The 21,859-nt window shown below is 63.7% G+C and carries 24 protein-coding genes; 12 read left to right on the top strand and 12 right to left on the bottom strand.

What is annotated here, in order from left to right:
• Positions 1-78: 78 nt before the first annotated feature.
• The 8 genes from lpdA to mdh form a co-directional block, all read right to left on the bottom strand.
• Positions 79-1,467, bottom strand: a complete 1,389-nt coding sequence (gene lpdA / locus BUA54_RS07265; RefSeq protein ID WP_072856556.1) for a dihydrolipoyl dehydrogenase — start codon at positions 1,465-1,467, stop codon at positions 79-81.
• Positions 1,468-1,482: 15 nt separating this feature from the next.
• Positions 1,483-1,893: an MAPEG family protein gene (locus BUA54_RS07260; protein WP_072856555.1), complete on the bottom strand. Its 411-nt coding sequence runs from the start codon at positions 1,891-1,893 to the stop codon at positions 1,483-1,485.
• A 10-nt stretch (positions 1,894-1,903) separates the two neighbouring features.
• Positions 1,904-2,149 carry a hypothetical protein gene (locus tag BUA54_RS07255; protein ID WP_072856554.1) on the bottom strand — a complete coding sequence of 82 codons (246 nt, stop codon included), beginning with the start codon at positions 2,147-2,149 and terminating at the stop codon, positions 1,904-1,906.
• A 60-nt stretch (positions 2,150-2,209) separates the two neighbouring features.
• Positions 2,210-3,499: a 2-oxoglutarate dehydrogenase complex dihydrolipoyllysine-residue succinyltransferase gene (odhB, locus tag BUA54_RS07250; RefSeq protein ID WP_072856553.1), complete on the bottom strand. Its 1,290-nt coding sequence runs from the start codon at positions 3,497-3,499 to the stop codon at positions 2,210-2,212.
• Positions 3,496-6,456, bottom strand: a complete 2,961-nt coding sequence (locus tag BUA54_RS07245; RefSeq protein WP_072856552.1) for a 2-oxoglutarate dehydrogenase E1 component — start codon at positions 6,454-6,456, stop codon at positions 3,496-3,498. The genes odhB and BUA54_RS07245 overlap by 4 nt, the downstream gene beginning before the upstream one ends.
• A gap of 78 nt (positions 6,457-6,534) precedes the next feature.
• The gene (gene sucD / locus BUA54_RS07240; protein WP_072856551.1) at positions 6,535-7,422 is read right to left on the bottom strand and encodes a succinate--CoA ligase subunit alpha; all 888 of its coding nucleotides are present in this window, start codon (positions 7,420-7,422) and stop codon (positions 6,535-6,537) included.
• Between the two features lie 78 nt (positions 7,423-7,500).
• Positions 7,501-8,694: an ADP-forming succinate--CoA ligase subunit beta gene (gene sucC / locus BUA54_RS07235; RefSeq protein ID WP_072856550.1), complete on the bottom strand. Its 1,194-nt coding sequence runs from the start codon at positions 8,692-8,694 to the stop codon at positions 7,501-7,503.
• A gap of 395 nt (positions 8,695-9,089) precedes the next feature.
• The gene (gene mdh, locus BUA54_RS07230) at positions 9,090-10,052 is read right to left on the bottom strand and encodes a malate dehydrogenase (protein WP_072856549.1); all 963 of its coding nucleotides are present in this window, start codon (positions 10,050-10,052) and stop codon (positions 9,090-9,092) included.
• Positions 10,053-10,201: 149 nt separating this feature from the next.
• Here mdh and BUA54_RS07225 point away from each other — a divergent pair, with 149 nt between their 5' ends.
• Positions 10,202-10,957, top strand: coding sequence for a sulfite exporter TauE/SafE family protein (locus tag BUA54_RS07225; protein ID WP_072856548.1), 756 nt, complete (start codon positions 10,202-10,204; stop codon positions 10,955-10,957).
• 51 nt (positions 10,958-11,008) lie between these two features.
• Here BUA54_RS07225 and BUA54_RS07220 read toward each other — a convergent pair whose 3' ends face one another.
• Both BUA54_RS07220 and BUA54_RS07215 read right to left on the bottom strand, forming a co-directional pair.
• The gene (locus BUA54_RS07220; RefSeq protein WP_072856547.1) at positions 11,009-11,914 is read right to left on the bottom strand and encodes a PRC-barrel domain-containing protein; all 906 of its coding nucleotides are present in this window, start codon (positions 11,912-11,914) and stop codon (positions 11,009-11,011) included.
• A gap of 134 nt (positions 11,915-12,048) precedes the next feature.
• Positions 12,049-12,360, bottom strand: coding sequence for a hypothetical protein (locus BUA54_RS07215; RefSeq protein ID WP_072856546.1), 312 nt, complete (start codon positions 12,358-12,360; stop codon positions 12,049-12,051).
• Positions 12,361-12,528: 168 nt separating this feature from the next.
• Between BUA54_RS07215 and BUA54_RS07210 the strand changes: the two genes are divergently transcribed.
• The 9 genes from BUA54_RS07210 to BUA54_RS07170 all read left to right on the top strand — a co-directional run bounded on the left by BUA54_RS07210 (position 12,529) and on the right by BUA54_RS07170 (position 19,009).
• The gene (locus tag BUA54_RS07210) at positions 12,529-13,371 is read left to right on the top strand and encodes an HpcH/HpaI aldolase/citrate lyase family protein (RefSeq protein WP_072856545.1); all 843 of its coding nucleotides are present in this window, start codon (positions 12,529-12,531) and stop codon (positions 13,369-13,371) included.
• Positions 13,368-13,913, top strand: coding sequence for an NnrU family protein (locus BUA54_RS07205; RefSeq protein ID WP_072856544.1), 546 nt, complete (start codon positions 13,368-13,370; stop codon positions 13,911-13,913). Before BUA54_RS07210 ends, BUA54_RS07205 begins: the two co-directional genes overlap by 4 nt.
• Before the next feature lie 3 nt (positions 13,914-13,916).
• Positions 13,917-14,123 (top strand): DUF1737 domain-containing protein, encoded by a 207-nt coding sequence (locus BUA54_RS07200; protein ID WP_072856543.1) that lies wholly within the window; start codon positions 13,917-13,919, stop codon positions 14,121-14,123.
• Entirely contained in the window at positions 14,120-15,145 is a 1,026-nt protein-coding gene (locus tag BUA54_RS07195; RefSeq protein ID WP_072856542.1) for a MaoC family dehydratase, read from the top strand. The genes BUA54_RS07200 and BUA54_RS07195 overlap by 4 nt, the downstream gene beginning before the upstream one ends.
• A gap of 172 nt (positions 15,146-15,317) precedes the next feature.
• The gene (gene sdhC, locus BUA54_RS07190; RefSeq protein WP_072856541.1) at positions 15,318-15,701 is read left to right on the top strand and encodes a succinate dehydrogenase, cytochrome b556 subunit; all 384 of its coding nucleotides are present in this window, start codon (positions 15,318-15,320) and stop codon (positions 15,699-15,701) included.
• A 10-nt stretch (positions 15,702-15,711) separates the two neighbouring features.
• Positions 15,712-16,083, top strand: coding sequence for a succinate dehydrogenase, hydrophobic membrane anchor protein (sdhD, locus tag BUA54_RS07185; RefSeq protein WP_072856540.1), 372 nt, complete (start codon positions 15,712-15,714; stop codon positions 16,081-16,083).
• 17 nt (positions 16,084-16,100) lie between these two features.
• Positions 16,101-17,906, top strand: coding sequence for a succinate dehydrogenase flavoprotein subunit (gene sdhA, locus BUA54_RS07180; protein ID WP_072856539.1), 1,806 nt, complete (start codon positions 16,101-16,103; stop codon positions 17,904-17,906).
• The gene (locus BUA54_RS07175) at positions 17,906-18,205 is read left to right on the top strand and encodes a hypothetical protein (protein ID WP_072856538.1); all 300 of its coding nucleotides are present in this window, start codon (positions 17,906-17,908) and stop codon (positions 18,203-18,205) included. Before sdhA ends, BUA54_RS07175 begins: the two co-directional genes overlap by 1 nt.
• A gap of 24 nt (positions 18,206-18,229) precedes the next feature.
• Positions 18,230-19,009, top strand: coding sequence for a succinate dehydrogenase iron-sulfur subunit (locus BUA54_RS07170; RefSeq protein WP_072856537.1), 780 nt, complete (start codon positions 18,230-18,232; stop codon positions 19,007-19,009).
• A 62-nt stretch (positions 19,010-19,071) separates the two neighbouring features.
• Here the strand turns inward: BUA54_RS07170 and BUA54_RS07165 are convergent, their stop codons facing one another.
• Positions 19,072-19,641: a hypothetical protein gene (locus BUA54_RS07165; RefSeq protein WP_072856536.1), complete on the bottom strand. Its 570-nt coding sequence runs from the start codon at positions 19,639-19,641 to the stop codon at positions 19,072-19,074.
• A gap of 96 nt (positions 19,642-19,737) precedes the next feature.
• Here BUA54_RS07165 and BUA54_RS07160 point away from each other — a divergent pair, with 96 nt between their 5' ends.
• On the top strand, positions 19,738-20,640 hold the full coding sequence (locus tag BUA54_RS07160; protein ID WP_072856682.1) for an urea carboxylase-associated family protein: 903 nt from the start codon (positions 19,738-19,740) through the stop codon (positions 20,638-20,640).
• Here BUA54_RS07160 and deoD read toward each other — a convergent pair.
• Complete coding sequence (gene deoD / locus BUA54_RS07155) at positions 20,580-21,284, bottom strand: purine-nucleoside phosphorylase (RefSeq protein ID WP_072856535.1); 705 nt, start codon at positions 21,282-21,284, stop codon at positions 20,580-20,582. The genes BUA54_RS07160 and deoD overlap by 61 nt on opposite strands.
• Before the next feature lie 60 nt (positions 21,285-21,344).
• Here deoD and BUA54_RS07150 point away from each other — a divergent pair, with 60 nt between their 5' ends.
• Positions 21,345-21,857 carry a DUF4329 domain-containing protein gene (locus BUA54_RS07150; RefSeq protein ID WP_072856534.1) on the top strand — a complete coding sequence of 171 codons (513 nt, stop codon included), beginning with the start codon at positions 21,345-21,347 and terminating at the stop codon, positions 21,855-21,857.
• The last annotated feature ends 2 nt before the right edge of the window (positions 21,858-21,859 follow it).

The following is a 21,859-nucleotide window of genomic DNA, read 5'->3' as shown; positions in this document are numbered from 1 at the left end:
GACCGCAGACAGAGGGGCCACCGGTCCGGCCCTGCACCACGGGTGCCGGTCGGGACGGTGGCTGATCGGTCGTCTGGATCAGGCGTGGATCGCGCCGTCGCCGCAGGCGAGCGCCGCCTCGCGTACTGCTTCGGAATAGGTCGGGTGGGCGTGGCAGGTGCGGGCGAGATCCTCGGCCGCGGCACCGAATTCCATGGCGACGCAGATCTCGTGAATCAGGTCGCCCGCCATCGGGCCGATGATATGGGCGCCAAGGATGCGGTCGGTTTCCTTGTCGGCAAGGATCTTGACGAAGCCGTCGCCCATAAAGTTCGCCTTGGCGCGTGCGTTACCCATGAAGGGGAACTTGCCGACCTTGTAGGCACGGCCCGCCTCTTTCAGCGTCTCCTCGGTTTCGCCGACGGAGGCGACCTCGGGGTGGGTGTAGATCACGCCGGGGATCACGCCGTAGTTCACGTGGCCGTGCTGGCCGGCCAGGATTTCGGCGATGGCCATGCCCTCGTCCTCGGCCTTGTGGGCCAGCATCGGGCCCTTGATCGCGTCGCCGATGGCGTAGATGCCGTCGACGCTGGTCTTGTAGCGGTCGTTCACCTCGATCTGGCCACGGTCCGACATGGCGATTCCGAGCGCATCGAGGCCGAGGCCGTCGGTGTAGGGCCGGCGACCGGTTGCCAGCAGGACGGTATCGGCGGTGATCTCGGCCTCTGCGTCGTCCTTGCGCATCTTGTAGCTGACGGTCGCCTTCTTGTTCTTGACGCTGACGCCCTGCACGGCGGCACCGAGAACGAACTTCAGGCCCTGCTTGGTCAGCATTTTCTGGAACTGGCGGGCGATTTCCGCGTCCTGACCGGGGGTGATCGCGTCGAGGTATTCGACGACCGTCACCTCCGACCCGAGGCGGGCATAGACGGACCCCAGCTCCAGCCCGATGACACCGGCGCCGATGACGACCATCTGTTTCGGGACCTTGTTCAGCTTCAGCGCGCCCGTGGAGGTGACCACGGTCTCTTCGTCGACCTCGACGCCTTTGAGCGGCGAGGGTTCGGAGCCGGTGGCGACGATGATGTGTTTCGCCTCGTGGACCTCGTCACCGACCTTGACGCGGCCCTTCTCGGGGATCGACCCCCAGCCTTTCAGCCAGTCGACCTTGTTCTTCTTGAACAGGAATTCGATACCGCCGGTGTTCTGGCCGACGGTCTTGTCCTTGTAGGCCAGCATCTGCGCCCAGTCGACGGAGGGGCTTTTGCCCTTCAGGCCCATTTCTGCGAAATTGTGTTCGGCCTCGTGGAGCATTTCTGTCGCGTGCAGCAGGGCCTTGGAGGGGATGCAGCCGACATTCAGGCAGGTGCCGCCCAGCGTCTCGCGTCCTTCGACGCAGGCGACCTTCAGACCTAGCTGCGCGCAGCGGATCGCGCAGACATAGCCGCCGGGGCCGGAACCGATGATGATGACGTCGTAGCTGGCCATATTGGGCCTCCGTGTTCAGATGAGGGCAGAGAGGAGCATGAGCATGGTCGCGAGAAATCCCACGATCCAGATGACCGAGCGCCAAGGCGTCAGGCCGAAGAAGTAGGCTGGCACGTAGAAGACACGCGCGATGAGGTAGATCCAGGCACAGGCGGCGGTCAGGCCGGTGCCCTTGTCGCCCAGGGTCACGACAACCACGGCAAGGGTGAAGAGGATCAGCCCCTCGAAATGGTTGTTCAGGGCGCGGAACAGTCGACCGGTGCGCGGGCTGACCTGTTCGGCGATGGGTTTCCCGAGCCGGTCGGGATCGCGCGGGCCCATCGTCTTGCCGGCTGGCAACTCCATATTGGCGCGCACGGAGACGAGCGCGAATTGCACGCCTTGCAACAGTCCGGCGAGGGTCAGGGCGGTCAGTTCCGGTGTCATTGCGTCCCGATCAGGCGGTTTTCAGGAAGCGGCCGGTCATGGCGCTGCCCGTCTGGGTTTCGGCGTTCAGCCAAGCCTCTGCCTTGGAACGGTCGTTGACGTCAAACAGGCAGAGCACGGCACCCGCATCATCATCGGCGTCGCGCCACATCTGCATCAGCGTCAGACCGGCGTTCATCCGTTTCTCGGCCTCGGCATCGAAGGCGGACTTGAAGCTGGCGAAGTCACCGACGGTGGTCTGGGTCAGCAGTTGCATGGCTTGGCCTTTCTGGCTGGGGTGTGGCGGGCCAATGACCCGCCGCACCCGTTGGTTCCGTCAGAGATCCATCAGCAGGCGACGCGGATCCTCGAGCGCTTCCTTCACGCGGACGAGGAATGTCACGGCGCCCTTGCCGTCGACGATGCGGTGATCGTAGGACAGCGCCAGATACATCATCGGCCGGATCTCCACCTTGCCGTTGATCGCCATCGGGCGGTCCTGGATCTTGTGCATGCCGAGGATGCCGGATTGCGGGGGGTTCAGGATTGGCGAGGACATCAGCGAGCCATAGACGCCACCGTTGGAGATGGTGAAGGTGCCGCCCTGCATGTCGGCCATCGACAGCTTGCCGTCACGGGCCTTGCTGCCCATCTCGGCGATCGCCTTCTCGATACCGGCAAAGGACATCCGGTCGGCGTCCTTCAGCACCGGCACGACAAGACCGGTAGGTGTACCGGCGGCGATGCCCATGTTGACGTAGTTCTTGTAGACGACATCGGTGCCGTCAATCTCTGCGTTCACTTCCGGCACTTCGTGCAGGGCGTGGATGCAGGCCTTGGTGAAGAAGGACATGAAGCCCAGCTTGACCCCGTGCTTCTTGAGGAAGAGGTCCTTGTACTCGTTCCGCAGGGCCATGATCTCCGTCATGTCGACCTCGTTGTAGGTCGTGAGCATGGCGGCGGTATTCTGGCTGTCCTTCAGACGCTTCGCGATGGTCTGACGCAGGCGGGTCATCTTGACCCGTTCCTCGCGGTCGGCCTGATCGGCGGCGGTTGCGGGGCGCGCCGCGGCCTTGGGTGCATCGGCCTTGGGCTGAGACAGCGCCTTCAGCACGTCCTCCTTCATCACGCGGCCGTCCTTGCCGGTGGCGGTGACGGCATCGCGGTCGATGCCTTTCTCTGCCATCATCTTCTGGGCGGAGGGTGCATCCTCCGGGTCGCGGGGCTTGGTCTCCTCCGGGCCGGCGTTCACCGTGTCGGTGCCGCCGGACGCGGGGGCGCCTTCGCCGGCGGCGGTCGGCACATCCTCGGCCTTGGCGGCCTGATCGGCATTGGATGTCTCGGGCTTGGCGTCAGCCTTCGGGGCCTCCGCCTTTGCGCTGTCGGAACCCCCTTCGCTGATCTGGGCCAGCAGGGCGTCGACGCCCACCGTGTCGCCTTCGGCGGCGACGATCTCGCTCAGCGTGCCCGCGACGGGCGAGGGGACTTCCACCGTCACCTTGTCGGTCTCGAGTTCGCAGAGCATCTCGTCCACGGCGACGCTGTCGCCCGGCTTCTTGAACCAGGTTGCGACGGTCGCTTCGGTAACGGATTCGCCCAGAGTGGGGACGCGGACTTCGGTGCTCATTGGTCTTTTCCTTCGATGTTCAGGGCCTCGGCCACAAGAGCGGCTTGCTGGGCTTTGTGCTGGCTGGCCAGACCCGTCGCGGGGGACGCCGCCGCCGCGCGACCGGCGTAGATGGGCCGGGTGTGTTTCGCCTTGATCCGGGTCAGGCACCATTCAAGGTTCGGCTCCATGAAGGTCCACGCCCCCTGATTCTTCGGCTCTTCCTGACACCAGACCATCTCGGCATTCTTGAACCGTTCCAGCTCTGCCACGGCGGATTGTGCCGGGAAGGGATAGAACTGTTCGAACCGCAGGATGTAGGTGTCGGTGATGCCGCGGGCGTCACGCTCCTCCAGCAGGTCGTAGTAGACCTTGCCGGAACACATCACCACACGCTTGATCTTGTCATCGGCGACCAGTTGCGTTTCCGAATGACCCTTTTCCGCATCGTCCCAAAGGACGCGGTGGAAGGACGACCCGGTGGTGAAGTCGGCGGCGTCGCTGACCGCCATCTTGTGGCGCAGCAGCGATTTCGGCGTCATCAGGATCAGCGGCTTGCGGTAGCTGCGGTGCAGCTGGCGGCGCAGGATGTGAAAGTAGTTCGCAGGCGTCGTGCAGTTGGCGACGATCCAGTTGTCGTTGCCGCACATGGTCAGGAACCGTTCCAGCCGGGCGGAGGAGTGTTCCGGCCCCTGACCTTCGTAGCCGTGCGGCAGGAGGCAGACGAGGCCCGACATGCGCAGCCACTTTGATTCGCCGGAGCTGATGAACTGGTCGAACATGATCTGCGCGCCATTGGCGAAGTCGCCGAACTGCGCTTCCCACAGGGTCAGGGCGTTGGGTTCGGCGAGGCTGTAGCCATACTCGAAGCCCAGCACCGCGTATTCCGACAGCATGGAGTCGATGACTTCATACTGCGCCTGACCGTCGCGGATATGGTTCAGCGGGTAGTAGCGTTCCTCGGTATTCTGGTTGATCAGTGCGGAATGACGCTGACTGAAGGTGCCGCGCGTGCTGTCCTGACCGGCCAGACGGACGGGGTAGCCTTCGAGTGCCAGCGAGCCGAAAGCCAGCGCTTCGCCGGTTGCCCAGTCGAAGCCTTCGCCGGTCTCGAACATCTGCTTCTTTGCGTCCAGCAGGCGATCGATGGTCCGATGGGTCGCGAAATGTTCGGGCGGCGTCGTCAGGGCGCGGCCGATGTCGGCCATCGCTTCGGCGCTGATCGCGGTTTCGCCGCGCTGATAGTTGTCCTTGTCCCGGTCCAGATGGGACCAGCGACCGTCCAGCCAGTCGGCCTTGTTCGGCTTGTAGGTCTTGCCGGCCTCGAACTCCTCGTTCAGCTTGGACTGGAACGCGGCCTTCATGTCCTCGATCTCGCCTTCCGGGATCAGGCCGTCCTTGACCAGCCGGTCCGTATAAAGCGTCAGCGTCGTCTTCTGCTTCTTGATCTTGGTGTACATCACCGGGTTGGTGAACATCGGCTCGTCGCCTTCGTTGTGACCGAAGCGGCGGTAGCAGATGATGTCGAGCACGACGTCCTTGTGGAATTTCTGACGGAATTCGGTCGCGACGCGGGCGGCGTGGACCACGGCCTCGGGATCATCGCCATTGACGTGAAAGATCGGCGCCTCGACCATCAGGGCGATGTCCGTGGGGTATGGCGAGGTGCGCGAGAAATGCGGCGAGGTGGTGAAGCCGATCTGGTTGTTCACCACGATGTGCATGGTGCCGCCGGTGCGGTGCCCGCGGATGCCTGAGAGCTGGAAGCCTTCGGCCACGACGCCCTGACCGGCAAAGGCGGCGTCGCCGTGCAGGAGGATCGCCATGACCTTGGTGCGGTCCTTGTCATGCTTCTGGTCCTGCTTGGCGCGGACCTTGCCCAGCACGACGGGGTTCACGGCCTCGAGGTGCGACGGGTTCGCGGTCAGCGACAGGTGGACGGTGTTGCCGTCGAAATCCCGGTCGCTGGACGCGCCGAGGTGGTACTTCACGTCGCCAGAGCCTTCGACATCCTCGGGCTTGAAGCTGCCGCCCTGAAATTCGTTGAAGATCGCGCGGTAGGGCTTCTGCATGACATTGGCCAGCACCGACAGGCGGCCCCTGTGCGGCATCCCGATGACGATCTCCTCGATGCCCAGTTGCCCGCCGCGCTTGACGACCTGCTCCATCGCGGGGATCAGGCTTTCACCGCCGTCGAGGCCGAAACGCTTCGTGCCCATGTACTTGACGTGCAGGAACTTCTCGAAGCCTTCGGCCTCGACAAGCTTGTTCAGGATCGCCTTGCGGCCATTCTGGGTAAAGCTGATCTCCTTGCCGTAGCCTTCGATCCGCTCCTTCAGCCAGCCGGCTTCTTCGGGGTTGGAAATGTGCATGTACTGCAGCGCAAAGGTGCCGCAGTAGGTCCGCTTCACGATGGCCATGATCTCTGCCATCGTGGCAAGTTCCAACCCAAGCACGTTGTCGATGAAGATCGGGCGGTCCATGTCGGCCTTGGTGAAGCCGTAGTTCGCGGGGTCCAGTTCCGGGTGGTTCGTCTGTTCCCGCATGCCCAGCGGGTCGAGGTCCGCGATCAGGTGCCCCCGGATCCGGTAGGCGCGGATGATCATCAGTGCGCGGATGCTGTCCAGCACGGCGGCCCGGACCTGAGCCTCGGTCAGGCTCGCGCCCTTCTCCTCGGCCTTTGCGGCGATCTTCTTCGCCGCAGCCGCCGGTTCCTGCGCCCATTGTCCGTCGAGAGCCTGCGTCAGGTCGTCGTTCGGCACCGGCGGCCAGTCCATCCGGCCCCAGCTCGGCCCTGCGGCCTCTGCCTTCGCATCGGCGGGCGCGTCGCCCAATGACTTGAAGAAATCCCGCCAGCTTTCGTCCACCGCCTGCGGATTGTCCGCGTAGCGCGCGTAAAGCTGTTCGACGTAATCGGCGTTATGCCCCTGCAGGAAGCTGGAAGCGTGGAATACGTCGTTGGGGGAATGGTCGTTCATCTGGACACCTGTGGGTCAGGGCGGGCTACATGCCCGCCGCACGGGGAACAGGTGGGCCTTTGCGGCCCACCTCTCAAGTCACTTCTTGTCGATGGCGGCAAGAACCGCCTCGCCCAGCGTGGCGGGGCTGTCGGCGACGATGATGCCGGCAGACTTCATCGCCTCGATCTTGCTTTCCGCGTCGCCCTTGCCGCCGGCCACGATGGCACCGGCATGGCCCATCCGACGACCCGGAGGGGCGGTGCGACCCGCGATGAAGCCGGCGGTGGGCTTCCAGCGACCCGCCTTGCGTTCATCGGCGAGGAATTGCGCAGCCTCTTCCTCGGCCGAACCGCCGATCTCGCCGATCATGATGATCGAGGTCGTCTCGGGGTCGGCCAGAAACATCTCGAGGATGTCGATGTGCTCGCTGCCCTTGATCGGGTCGCCGCCGATGCCGACGGCAGTGGACTGACCCAGCCCGCTGTCCGTCGTCTGCTTGACTGCTTCATAGGTCAGGGTGCCGGAGCGGGAGACGACGCCGACGCTGCCCCGCTTGTGGATGTGGCCGGGCATGATGCCGATCTTGCAGGCGTCCGGGGTGATGACACCGGGGCAGTTCGGCCCGATCAGCCGCGATTTCGACCCGTCCAGCGCGCGCTTGACCTTCATCATGTCCAGCACCGGAATACCCTCGGTGATGCAGATGATCAGTTCCATCTCGGCGTCGATCGCCTCGAGGATCGAATCGGCGGCGAAGGGGGGCGGAACGTAGATGACAGAGGCATTTGCCTCTGTCTTCGCCTTCGCCTCGTGGACGCTGTCGAACACCGGCAGATCAAGGTGCGTCTGACCACCCTTGCCGGGCGTGACGCCGCCGACCATCTGCGTGCCGTAGGCGATGGCCTGTTCGGAGTGGAACGTTCCCTGAGAGCCGGTGAAGCCCTGACAGATGACGCGAGTGTTTTCGTTGACGAGAATGGCCATGCGGGCCTCCGTAGATTGAATGTCCTTGGTGGAGCGATCCACCACATGCAGGGGGGGCAGGGCCGAAGCCCCGTCTGGTCAGCCCTTGACCGCCTTCACGATCTTTTGCGCGCCGTCCTTCAGATCGTCGGCCGCGATCACGTCGAGGCCGGAGTTGCGGATGATCTCCTTGCCCTTTTCGACGTTCGTCCCTTCGAGGCGGACGACCAGCGGCACCTTCAGACCGACTTCCTTCACCGCGGCAATCACGCCTTCGGCGATGACGTCGCAGCGCATGATGCCGCCGAAGATGTTGACCAGAATGCCCTTCACATTCGGGTCCGACGTGATGATCTTGAAGGCTTCGGTCACCTTCTCCTTCGTGGCGCCGCCGCCGACGTCGAGGAAGTTGGCAGGCTCTGCCCCGTAAAGCTTGATGATGTCCATCGTCGCCATGGCCAGGCCTGCGCCGTTCACCATGCAGCCGATCTCGCCGTCCAGAGCGATATAGTTCAGGTCGTACTTGGACGCGGCCAGTTCCTTGGCATCTTCTTCCGTCTCGTCCCGCAGGGACGCGATGTCGGAATGACGGTACATCGCGTTGCCGTCGAAGCTGACCTTCGCGTCCAGCACCTTCAGATCGCCCTTGTCGGTCACGATCAGCGGGTTGATCTCCAGCATCTCCATGTCCTTCTCGGTGAAGGCGCGATAGAGGTTGCCCAGCAGCGTGACGCACTGCTTCACCTGACCGCCGGTCAGACCCAGCGCAAAGGCGACGCGGCGGCCGTGGTAGGGCTGATACCCGGTGGCGGGATCGACGCTGAACGACAGGATCTTGTCGGGGGTAGAGGCCGCGACCTCCTCGATGTCCATGCCGCCCTCGGTCGAGCAGACGAAGCTGATCCGGCTGGTCTGACGATCGACCAGCAAGGCAAGATACATCTCCGTCTCGATGCCCGAGCCATCCTCGATGTAGATGCGGTTCACGACCTTGCCGGCGGGGCCGGTCTGATGCGTGATCAGCGTGCGGCCCAGCATCTTCTTGGCTTCTTGTGCGGCCTCCTCGACCGACTTGGCAAGGCGCACGCCGCCCTTCTCACCGGCGTCGGCTTCCTTGAAGTGGCCCTTGCCGCGGCCTCCGGCGTGGATCTGCGCCTTGACCACCCACAGCGGCCCGTCCATCTCGCCCGCGGCTGTCTTGGCGTCCTCGGCCTTCAGCACGGCACGGCCATCGCTGACGGGGGCGCCATAGGACCGCAGAAGCGCCTTGGCCTGATATTCGTGAATGTTCATGTCTGGTCCCTTGTCTGTCTGGGTTTGATCCTACCAATCATATCGTGATTTAACAAAAAACTGCTTGCGGCCGTTCCAACCTATAATTCCGACATTTGTGATCACAGCCTCAAAGCGTGTGATCACATAATGGATTGGCTCGTGTATGGCAGGGATTCTCTAAGCAATCATGTAAAACCGCAGGGCGATGTCCGTACCTTTCAGCGGGGGTAATGCGGGATTCACGAAACCCTCGCGACCTGGTGCGAAGACCTCACCGTTCAAATGGCGCGTAGAGTCGGACCGGCAGATGTTCGATGCCATTGCGTCGATCAGCTACATCCTATCACTTCGAATGAAAAAGGCACGCTGCAGCGAACTGCAGCGTGCCCGATGTCGTCGTCCAGCCGTCAGGTTCAGGCGAGGGACGGGTCGATATCCTTGCAGGCCGCGACAAGGCCCTTCACCGCATCCACGGACTTGTCGAACATGCCCTGTTCGGTCTTGTCCATCTTGATTTCGACGACACGCTCGATCCCGCCGGCGCCGATGATCGTCGGCACCCCGACGTAGAACCCGTCGAGGCCGTAGGCGCCGTCAACGTGTGCGGCGCAGGGCAGCAGGCGCTTCTGGTCCTTCAGGAAGGCTTCAGCCATCTCGATGGCCGAGGTCGCGGGCGCATAGAAGGCGGAGCCGGTCTTGAGCAGGCCCACGATTTCGGCGCCGCCGTCGCGCGTGCGCTGGACGATCGCGTCGAGTTTGTCCTGCGTCGTCCAGCCCATGTCCACGAGATCGGGCAGGGGGATGCCGCCCACGGTGGAATAGCGCGTCAGCGGGACCATCGTGTCACCGTGACCGCCCAACACGAAAGCCGTTACATCGCGCATGGATACGTTGAACTCGTCGGCAAGGAAATGGCGGAAACGGGCGCTGTCCAGCACGCCCGCCATGCCGCAGACCATCTTGTGCGGCAGGCCCGAGAATTCGCGCAGCGCCCAGACCATCGCGTCGAGCGGGTTGGTAATGCAGATCACGAAGGCATCGGGCGCATGGGCGGCAATGCCCTCGCCCACGGATTTCATGACCTTGAGGTTGATGCCCAGCAGGTCGTCACGGCTCATGCCCGGCTTGCGCGGAACGCCAGCGGTGACGATGCAGACATCGGCACCGGCGATGTCTGCATAATCGTTGGTGCCCTTGAAGGATCCGTCGAACTTGGCAGCAGGGCCCGATTCGGCGATGTCCAGCGCCTTGCCCTGCGGCGTGCCTTCGGAGATGTCGAAAAGGACGACGTCGCCGAGTTCCTTGACGGCGGCAAGGTGGGCGAGCGTGCCACCGATCTGTCCGGCGCCGATCAGTGCAATCTTGGGTCTGGCCATGGGAAGGCTCCTGCTAAAGTGCGGGTTGAACTTGGCCCGCTGGTTAGTCCTTTGGGGCAAAGGGCGCAAGTGGTGCGGCCACGGGCCCGCAGGCGTGGTGTTTCGCACGGCATGCATTTAGGCAGTGTGAACATCGCAGGGGACCGCACATGATCGACTTCGACTGGACATTCTTTGCCCTCGCTATCCCGGCGGTCATGTTCGCGGGCATCTCGAAGGCCGGGTTCGGGTCGGGCGCCGCCTTTGCCGCCTCTGCGATCCTTGCACTGACGGTGCCGCCCGGGGCTGCGCTGGGGATCATGCTGCCGCTGCTGATGGTCATCGATGCGGTGTCGCTGCGCCCCTACTGGCGTCGCTGGGACGAACCTTCGGCGCGCGGCATCATCGTGGGTGCAGTGCCGGGGACCGCGCTGGGCGCGCTTGTCTATGCGCTGGTGAATGCCGACGTGGTGCGCGTCCTGATCGGCGTCATCTGCATCGTCTTCGTCGGCTGGCAATGGGGCCGGGCGCGGGGGCTGATCCGGGTCGGACGGTTCTCCTTTTCGCGCGGCAGGGCGTGGCTGACCGGCACGGTGGCCGGTTTCACGAGCTTCGTCAGCCATGCGGGCGGGCCGCCGGTCGCGGTGTTCCTTCTGGGGCAGGGCATCGACAAGACGACGTATCAGGCGACCACGGTCGTGTCCTTCTGGGCAATCAACCTGATGAAGTTCCTGCCCTACCTCTTTCTCGGCATCTTTTCGACGCAGACCCTGCTGGCCGATGTGCTGCTTGCCCCATTTGCAGTGCTGGGGGCCTGGCTGGGCGTTCGCGCGCATCATCTCGTGTCCGACCGGGTCTTCTTCGGTCTGACATATCTGCTGCTTCTGGCCACAGGTGGGCGGCTTCTCTGGCAGGCGCTGGCATGAAAAGGGCCGCCCCAGAAGGGGCGGCCCAGACGACGAGATCGAGAGGATCTCTTAGTTGTTGGCGGCGGGCGCTGTGCCGTCGGCAGGGGCTGCATCGGTCGCGGTGCCGTCTGCAGGCGCTGCTTCCATCGTGGAGCTGTCGGTCGCCGTCGAGTCCATGGTGGTGCTGTCGGTCGTCGCGGCATCCATCGCAGCGGCGTCGTTCGGCGATTCGTACTTCGGCAGTTCCTTCAGCTGATCTTCGGTCATCGAAACGTAGGCGCGCATGTCGTCGCCATCGGTCTGTTTCATGATCTGGACGCTGTCGAAGGCGATCGAGACGGGCTTTTCGCCCAGACCCAGGAAGCCGCCCACGTCGACGATGACGTCGGTGATCTTGCCTTCTTCGCCGACCACGAGGTCACCGATCTCGCCCACTTCGTCCTCGTCCGGACCGTAGACCTTGGTACCGGTCAGTTCGTCCGTCGTGACATCGGCGTTCATCACCGTTTCATAGCCGTCCATGGTCATGGACGGTGCGCTGGATGCGCTGTCCGTCGCCATACCGGTGGAGGAATCGGCCGGCGCCGTGCCGCTGTCGGTCGTCATCGTGCCGTCGGTCGAGGCGGCACCATCGGTCGCGGCCGTACCGTCGGCGGGCGCCATGGTGCTGTCGGTCGAGGTCGCGCTGTCAGTCGACGCCGCGCCATCGGCGGGTGCCGTGGTCGTATCCGTAGAGGTTGCGCTGTCGGTGGACATCGAACCATCGGCCGGCGCTTCGGTCGTATCGGTCGATTCAGCACCATCGGCCGGCGCTGCAGTCGTATCGGTTGACGTGGAACCGTCCGCCGGTGCAGCAGTCGTGTCGGTCGAAGTTGCGGTGTCCTTGGGCGTGCCGTCAGCATTCATGTGGCTTTCGGCGAATGCACCGTTGGCCATGACGAGAGCAATTGCGGTCGTTGCAAGAATCTTTTTCATTGTCTTCATCCTCATTCGGATATTGGGTCCGGTAGTCCAGGCCCTTCCATGGAATGATAACCGCGATCGCACCGATTGGTTTCCTTCTCGCAGCGCTATATATTTGTGCGATCGGCGGGAACCTGCGCGTCTGGTCAGGTGGCACGTTCCGGCACAAGTCCGCCGCGATGCAGCAAGTTAAGGTCCTCGCCGGCAACGACAATGCAGGCGCTCTCGTCCGGTCGTTGCAGCGTCATGGTCCAGGTCCCATGCGCAGATGCATAAAGTGTCAGCAATGAACCGTCCGGCATCATTGCAATGGCGAGTGGGAACTCTTGAAAGCTGCGTTCCAATGCCGCCTCCATTTCCGGTGTCGGCAGACAGGGTCGGGCGGCAGCCAGGCTGCGGCCCGCGAAAAGCAGGAAAATGCTTGAAAACATCACAAGGCTGAGTAGGGCGCGGTGCATCGTGAACCTTCCTTCAATATGAGTAATCCAACATGGTTCTCTGTTCGTAAGAGTGCGCTGACACCACCGAACGTAGTGGTTCGCCTTTCCGCAACGCAGCAATTCGGGGGTTGTGCACCACAGTCCGATCGGGTCCACCTGTGCATACATTTGTCGCGAGATCCCGCCATGCACAGCCGTCCGGTCCGATCAGCCCTCTATATACCCGGGTCGAAACCTCGGGCACTCGACAAGGCCCGCGGTCTGCCCTGCGACGCGATCCTTTTCGATCTCGAGGATGCTGTAACCCCCGACGCAAAGGTGTCTGCAAGATCGATCCTGCAGCAGGCGCTCGCGCAGGGTGGATACGGTGCCCGCCTGCGGCTGGTACGGATCAACGCGTTGGATACCGCTTGGGGCGAGGATGATGCCCGTGCAGCGGCCGACATGGATTGCGATGGTGTCCTCGTGCCCAAGGTTTCAGACCCTGCCGATCTGGATGCCGTCGCAGCACTGGTGCCGGACCTGCCGCTTTGGGCGATGATGGAAACGCCACGAGGCGTGCTGAATGCGCAGGCCATTGCGTCCCATGGCCGACTGGCCGGCGTCGTCATTGGAACGAACGATCTGGCCAATGATCTGGGGGCGCGGACCCGCGGCGCACTGACGACGGCCTTGCAGCATTGCCTCCTTGCCGCGCGTGCCGCGGGGATTCCGGCTATCGACGGTGTCTTTAACGCCTATCAGGATGACGAAGGGCTTCGTGCCGAATGCAGTGACGGCCGCGACATGGGGTTCGACGGCAAGTCCCTGATCCACCCTGCGCAGATCGAGATCGCGAACGCGGTCTTTGGCGCCACCCCGACAGAGATCGACCTTGCGCGGCGTCAGATCGCCGCCTTCGACAGAGCGGCACGCGACGGGCAGGGGGTCGCCGTCGTCGATGGTCGCATCGTCGAGAACTTGCATATCGTCACGGCGCGGGCCACGCTGGCCAAAGCAGACGCCATCGCCGCACTGGAGCGCACATGATACTCATCCTTCTCGGCCTGATCCTCTGGGCGGGGTCGCACTTCTGGAAGCGGATCGCGCCGGACAGCCGCGCCGCCATGGGGGACAAGGGCAAGCTGGTCGTCGCCGTGGCCTCTGTCCTTGCGATTATCCTGATGGTGGTCGGCTACCGCAGTGCCGATGGCGCCGTCTACTGGGGCCGGACACCGGCCATGACCGGCATAAACAACCTTCTCGTGCTCTTCGCCTTCTATCTCTTCGCCGCTTCCGGCAAAGGCACCCGCGTCACGAAGGTAATCCGCAATCCGCAACTGACGGCCGTGGCGGTCTGGGCCGTCGCGCACCTTCTGGTGAATGGGGACACGCCATCGTTCCTGCTGTTCGGCGGCATGCTGGTCTGGGCGCTTGCAGAGATCGCTGTGCTGAACCGAGCCGCCGGCCCGCGCGGCGCCTACCACGCCCCACCGATCAAGTCGGAAATCATCGCTGCCGTGGCCACGCTGGTCGTCTTCGCCGTCGTGGCCGGCATCCACACCGCCCTTGGCTACAACCCGTTCGGATAAACCATGCCCAAGATCTACCGTCTGCTGACCGAGGATGACACCTCCGCCTTCTGCCACAAGGTCTCTGACGCCCTGTCCAAGGGGTGGGAGCTTTATGGCACACCGACCTATGCCTTCGATCAGGCCAACGGCGTCATGCGCTGTGGTCAGGCCGTGACGAAGGATATCACGGTCGAATACAGCCCCGACATGAAGCTCGGGCAGCAATGACCAAGACGAACCCGGGGCGGTTCTTCGAGGACTACGCCGTGGGTGAAATCATCGCTCATGCCGTTCCGCGCACAATCAAGATGGGTGAACGCGCGCTTTACCATGCGCTCTATCACGCACGGCACGCGCTGCATTCCGCCGATACCTTTGCCCAGTCCTGCGGCCTGCCGTTCAGTCCGCTCGATGATCTGGTCACGTTCCACACGGTCTTCGGCAAGTCTGTCCCCGACATCTCGCTGAATGCCATCGCCAATCTGGGCTATGCAGAGGGGCGCTGGATCACCCCCCTCTGGCCCGGCGACACGATTACCGCCACGTCAGAGGTGATTGGCCTCAAGCAGAACTCCAACGGGCAAAGCGGTGTCGTCTGGGTCCGCACGACCGGGCGCAACCAGCACGGCGAGGTGCAGCTGACATTCGTCCGTTGGGTCATGGTGCGCAAGCGCGGTGACGGGGCGGCACCGGCGATGGTCGTGCCAGAGCTTGCAGACAGTGTCGCAGCCGCCGATCTCGTCATCCCGCACGGCCTCGACTTTTCCAACTACGACTTTGCACTTGCGGGCGAGCCGCATCGCCTGAGCGACTATGCCGTGGGCGAGATCATCGATCACGTCGACGGCGTGACGATCGAGGAGGCGGAGCACATGCTGGCCGCCCGCCTTTGGCAGAACACCGCCAAGGTCCATTTCGATGCGACCCTGCGCCCCGATGGCAAGCGCCTGATCTACGGTGGACACGTCATCAGCCTTGCGCGTGCCCTGTCGTTCAATGGCCTCGCGAACGCGCAGATGATCGTGGCCCTGAACGGCGGGGCGCACGCCAATCCCTGCTTTGCCGGCGATACGATCAGGGCATGGTCCGAAGTGCTGGACATCGCTGAAACGGACGCCCCCGGCGTCGGCGCGATCCGCCTGCGGCTGGTCGCGACAAAGGGCGATGTCGGTCCGGTGCGAGATGCAGATGCCAAGTATTTACCTAATATTCTCCTCGACCTGGATTACTGGGCGCTGATGCCTGTCTAAGACCCGTGATCACAGCCCCGATTTCTGTGATCACAACGGGTAAAAACCTGACCGGCGCGGCGAAATCGCGCGGATTATCAGGGTCGCCGTGCGTGACTTCCGTGGCGTGATGGTGCAGAACGACGACAATTGCGCGCCCGGACGCGGGCTGCGATAGCCAAAGGGAGCCGACATGGCCGATGTAAACCGGGGCAATCGCCCGCTTTCGCCGCATCTTTCGATCTACCGCCCGCAGTGGACCTCCGGCACTTCGATCTTTACCCGGATCACCGGCAATGCATTGATCGTCGCGGCCCTTCTGATCGTCTGGTGGTTCATCGCCGCGGCGACGGGTCCAGAGGCATTTGCCCGCGCCGATGGCTTCATTACCAGCTGGTTCGGCGATCTGGTCATGTTCCTGTCGGTCGCCGCGATCTGGTATCACACGCTGGCCGGCATTCGTCACCTGATCTGGGACAGCGGTCATATGCTGGAGGTCGACAAGTCAGAGACCTTCGGTCAGGCCATGGTCCTCGCGGCGGTCCTGCTGACCATCTTCACCGTCATCGTGCTGTAAGGGGTTCGTCATGGCATATCTTACCGACCGCAAGCGTGCCGCAGGCATGGGCTCCGCCAAGTCCGGCACGCTGCACCACTGGCACATGATGATCAGCTCCGTCGCCCTCGTCGGCCTGATCCCCTGCTTCATCTTCACCTTCGGCAGCATCTACGGCGCCCCCTACGAGGATGTCGTCGCCTATTATCAGCGCCCGTTCCCGTCCATCGTGGCGCTGCTGACATTCGCCGTGGGTTTCATCCACTTCCGTGGCGGTGTGCAGACCCTGATCGAGGACTACGTCCACGGCTTCGCCGGACGCGCCCTGCTGATCGGCATGATCTGCCTGTCCTATACCGCCATGGCCGCCGGCATCCTTGCCGTCGCGCGCCTTGCCCTTTGATTTGCCGGAGTTGACCGATGGCTGCTTACGAATACGAAACCCACACCTATGACGCGATCGTCGTGGGCGCCGGCGGGTCCGGCCTGCGCGCGACGCTGGGTCTGGCCGAACAAGGGCTGAAGACCGCCTGCATCACCAAGGTCTTCCCGACCCGGTCGCACACCGTCGCGGCGCAGGGCGGCATCGCGGCAAGCCTGTCGAACATGGGTCCCGACCACTGGCAGTGGCACATGTATGACACGGTGAAGGGGTCCGACTGGCTGGGCGATACCGACGCGATGGAATACCTCGCGCGGGAAGCACCCAAGGCCGTCTACGAGCTGGAGCACTACGGCGTGCCGTTTTCGCGCACCGAAGAGGGCAAGATCTACCAGCGCCCCTTCGGTGGCCACACCACGGAATTCGGTGAAGGCCCGCCCGTGCAGCGCACCTGCGCCGCCGCCGACCGCACCGGCCACGCGATCCTGCACACGCTCTACGGCCAGAGCCTGAAGCAGAAGGCCGAGTTCTACATCGAATACTTCGCCATCGACCTGATCATGTCCGAGGACGGCCAGTGCCAGGGCGTCGTGGCGTGGAAGCTCGACGATGGCACCATGCATGTCTTCAACGCCAAGATGGTCGTGCTGGCGACGGGCGGCTACGGCCGCGCCTATTTCAGCGCCACCTCGGCCCATACCTGCACCGGCGACGGCGGCGGCATGGTCGCGCGGCAGGGGCTGAAGCTGCAGGACATGGAATTCGTGCAGTTCCACCCGACCGGCATCTACGGTGCCGGCTGCCTCATCACCGAAGGCGCGCGTGGCGAGGGGGGCTACCTCACGAACTCCGAAGGCGAGCGGTTCATGGAACGCTACGCGCCGACCTACAAGGACCTCGCGTCGCGTGACGTGGTCAGCCGCTGCATGACGATGGAAATCCGCGAAGGCCGCGGTGTGGGCCCCAAGAAGGACCACATCCACCTGAACCTGAACCACCTGCCGCCGGAAACGCTGGACCTGCGCCTGCCCGGCATCACCGAATCGGCCCGTATCTTTGCCGGTGTGGACCTGACCAAGGAACCGATCCCGGTGCAGCCGACCGTCCACTACAATATGGGCGGCATCCCCACGAACTACTGGGGCGAGGTGCTGAATCCGACCGACGAGAATCCCGATGCCATCGTCCCCGGTCTCATGGCCGTGGGCGAGGCGGGCTGCGCTTCCGTCCACGGGGCGAACCGCCTCGGGTCGAACTCCTTGATCGACCTCGTGGTCTTCGGCCGCGCCGCCGCGATCAAGGCGGGCGAGATCGTCGACCCGAACACCGAGAATGCGCCGCTGAATCAGGCCTCGGTGGATGCGGCCTTTGATCGCTTCGACAAGCTGCGCAACGCCAACGGCGGCACGCCGACGGCTGCCCTGCGTCTGGAAATGCAGGAAGCGATGCAGGCCGACGCTGCCGTCTTCCGCACCGACAAGACGCTGGCAGAGGGCGTGGAGGCGATGACAAAGATTGCAGCCAAGCTGGACGACCTGAAGGTCACGGACCGCAGCCTCGTCTGGAACTCGGACCTGATGGAAACGCTGGAACTGACGAACCTGATGCCGAACGCGCTGGCCACCATCGTGTCGGCAGAGGCCCGGAAGGAATCCCGCGGAGCCCATGCGCACGAGGATTATCCGGACCGCAACGACACCGACTGGCGCAAGCACTCTCTGGCCGTCGTCACCGGGTCCAAGGTCGATCTGACGTATCGTCCGGTCCACATGGATCCGCTGACGACGCAGGACCAGGGCGGGATCGACATGTCCAAGATCGCACCGAAAAAGCGGGTCTATTGATGCGTGGCCTCGTCCTGATCGTCCTGCTGGCGGGAACGGCGGCCTGTGGCCCCCGCATCCCGCCGACGCAGGCTCAGGTCGAGGCGCGTTGCGCGCAGGAAGCGCGCGCCGCCCGCGGTCCGACCGGAGAGGCCGCCATCGGTGTTGGCACCGGTCGCGGCGTACGGTCTCGGCTCGAGATTGACCTGACCACCGATTTCCTGCGCGGCAAGGATCCCGCGACCGTATATGCGCAATGCTTCTCCCGCCTATCGGGTGCGGCGCCCATGATACCCTATTCGCCTGCCCTCCAAGGGTAAGGCCGAGCAAGAGGAGCCTGAGACATGGTTGAATTCACCCTACCCAAGAACAGCCGGATGGTGACGGGCAAGACCTGGCCCAAGCCCGAAGGGGCGAAGAACACCAAGAAGGTGCAGGTCTATCGCTGGAACCCCGACGACGGCAAGAACCCGCGGCTGGACACCTACCACGTCGATCTGGACACCTGTGGACCCATGGTCCTCGACGCACTCATCAAGATCAAGACCGACATCGACCCGACCCTGACCTTCCGCCGGTCCTGCCGCGAGGGAATCTGCGGGTCCTGCGCCATGAACATCGACGGCGTGAATACCCTGGCCTGCATCTCGGGCCTCGACGAGGCGAAGGGCGACATCAAGATCTACCCGCTGCCGCACATGCCGGTGGTCAAGGATCTGATCCCGGACCTCACCCACTTCTACGCCCAGCATGCCAGCATCATGCCGTGGCTGGAAACCAAGACGAACCCGCCCGCCAAGGAGTGGAAGCAGTCCGTCGAGGACCGTGCAAAGCTGGACGGCCGCTACGAGTGCATCATGTGCGCCTGCTGCTCGACATCCTGCCCGTCCTACTGGTGGAATTCCGATAGGTTCCTCGGCCCGGCCGCACTGTTGGCCGCCCACCGCTGGATCGTGGACAGCCGGGACGAAGCGACGGGCGAGCGGCTCGATGATCTCGAGGATCCGTTCAAGCTCTACCGGTGCCATACGATCATGAACTGCGCCAAGACCTGCCCCAAGGGACTGAACCCGTCGAAGGCCATCGCCGAGATCAAGCACATGATGGTCGAACGGATCGTCTAGGCGATACCAGTTAGCCAGCAAAATCGGCAGGGTCCGTCACCGCAGGATGACGGACCCTTTTCTTATTCGGCGACGACGAAACCACCGGCGATCGAAGAGTCTGGTGCCTTGCCTTCGAAGATGCCGATGGCGTTCGTGGCACCGGCGAAGCCATCGAGCTTGCCCCGCACGCCACCATAGCTTGCCGTCCCGCTCAGCGTGTCACCCTTCAGCCGCCCATCGACCGTCAACCCGTCGCCAGCACCGCGCAGGGTACCGGCCCCAAAGTCGGCGTTCAGCGTGATGGTGCCGGAGACGTTCTTCACCTTGCCGGAATAGGTCTTATCGGTCAGGCGCAGGTCCGTCACATGCCGCAGGGCAAAAGGCCCTGTCATCCGCGCGCTGCCGCTGGTGGGGGCAGGAACCGGTGCCGGCGTGCCCGGCAGAACCTCGGCGTCGTAGAGGTTGCCGCCCTTCGGATCGATGCGATTGCTGAACCTGATGCCTCCACCGCCCGCGATGGCAAGGTTTCCGGCCGTGGCGGAAAACGCGGGCGGCTTGATGTCCGGCCGGCCGAACGGCCCGGTCCCGGAGGACGATCCACAGGCGGACAGGCCGGTTGCAAAAAGGATAAGACTGACACGCTTCAACATGGGGGTGATCCGATGGTGCTGGCAGGCCTCCGGTGCGCGCGGGCCATACCGTAAAAGGGGGTTGCGCCGGGCTTCGCTTCGGCATTGTCTTCCTACATGATCACACCGCAGCCTCCTAGTGACGCCGATCGCCGCCGCGCCGTGGCGCCTGTCATCTGTTACCCGACGGACACCCTGCCGGTCCCCAATCCCGCAACCTTCGACCGGGCCCGAGCCGCGACCAAGCGCGTCGCTTACATCACCGTGCCGCCGCGCAACGCTGCGGCGATCCGGGTGGCGGCAGGGCAGGTGCTGCGCATCCACTGCCCCGATGGCCCGCAGGTCGGCGACCTGAACCTCTTCAATGCCCACGACCTGTCCGAGAAGTTCTATTCGGGCAAGACCCGTGCGCTTCATGGCACCCATGTCACGACAGGTCACCGGCTGTGGTCCTGCTTTCCCTACCTGCGTCCGATGGCGACGATCACGGGTGATACGCTGGCCTGGTATGGTCGAGATGGCTTCGGCGCCGGGGTGCACGACGTGATCGGGACCCGCTGCGATCCCTATACCGCCCGCCTGCTGGGCGGCGGCGACTATCACCACTGCTGCCACTCCAACCTCACCCGGGCGCTTTCCACCGCCGCGGGTCTGCCATTGACCGAGGCGGAGCCGCTGGTGCACGACGTCCTCAACGTTTTCATGTGCACAGGCTTTACCGCCGACACCGGCCAGTATTTCATGAAGGCCAGCCCGGTGAGGGCCGGCGACCACCTCGACCTGTTGGCAGAGATCGACCTGCTGGCGGTGTTGTCTGCCTGCCCGGGCGGCGACTGCAGTGCCGAACATTCCTCTGACACCGCGACTTGCCACCCCCTCGCGATGGAGGTGCTGGATGCAGAACGGGCGGCCCCGTGGCCGGAGCCGCCCCTCAATGCTTACGACCGCTCTCACGGTGTTCAGGCGAATGCAGCTTCCAGCGCGATTTCGACCATGTCGCCGAAGGACCGCTCGCGCTGATCCGACGGCAGGGCCTCTCCGGTGATGATGTGATCGCTGACGGTCATCACCGCGAGGGCCCGGCGCTGGTAGCGCGCGGCGAGAATGTAAAGCTCCGCCGCCTCCATCTCGACTGCAAGGACGCCGTGGCGGATCATCTGCTCGGTCAGATCATTGCGTTCCGCATAAAAGGTGTCGGACGAATAGATGCTGCCGACATGCGTGGGCGTGCCGCGCTTCGTGGCGGCTGCATGGGCCGCCTGCAGCAGGCCGAAATCGCAGACGGGCGCGAAATTCAGCTCGCGAAAGATGGTGTCGGACGGCGTGCCCGACGAACAGGCGGTCATCGCCAGCACCACGTCGCGGACCTTGGTCTTGTCCTGCATCGCGCCGCAGCTGCCGATGCGGATCAGCGTCTGCGCGCCGTAATCCTTGATCAGTTCGTTGGCATAGATCGACATCGACGGCATGCCCATGCCGGACCCCTGGATCGTGACGCGGTTGCCGTTCCAGGTGCCGGTATAACCCAGCATGCCGCGGACTTCGTTGATGCAGACGGCGTCGGTCAGAAAGGTCTCGGCGGCCCATTTCGCGCGATAGGGATCGCCAGGCATCAATACGGTTTCTGCGATATCGCCGGGCTTGGCGCCAATATGAACGGTCATGTGTTGGTTTCCTCTTCGTTTGGCAGGACTATTGCTGGAATTCGGTGCGAAAGGAAAGCCATGCTGCGCGTCATGGGTCTGTTGCTGCTTGTCATGGCCAACCCCGTCGGCGCGCAGGATGCGGCAGAGCTGGCCTTGGCCCGAAAGGTGTTGACCGCGCTGCAGCCGCTGTCATTCCAGAAGATGCGCGAATACTGCGGATACCTCGCGCTCGACCGCAACGGGGGTCTGGTCGCGTCGGACCCGGTGCCCGGTGACAGGGCCAGTTGCGCCGCTCCCTTTCCGGCAGGGCTGGCGGTCGTTGCGTCCTACCACACGCACGGTGATTTCGATGAGGGGTATTTCAATGAAATGCCAAGTACCATCGACCTTGAAAGCGACAGTGCGTTCTATCTGAACGGCTATGTCGCGACGCCGGGTGGACGGTTCTGGTACATCGACGGGCGGCAGAAGGTGACACGACAGATCTGCGGCGAAGGTTGCCTGCCTGCGGCCCCCCTGTTCCGCAAGGGGGCCGAGGGCCGCATCTTCGATATCTATACCTACGACGACCTGCGCAGGCTTCAGCGCTAGCG

Origin of the sequence: Loktanella atrilutea (assembly GCF_900128995.1) — a bacterium.
GTDB lineage: Bacteria > Pseudomonadota > Alphaproteobacteria > Rhodobacterales > Rhodobacteraceae > Loktanella > Loktanella atrilutea.
The sequence above is the reverse complement of the archived record's forward strand: the minus strand, read 5'-3'. Positions and strand labels throughout refer to the sequence as shown.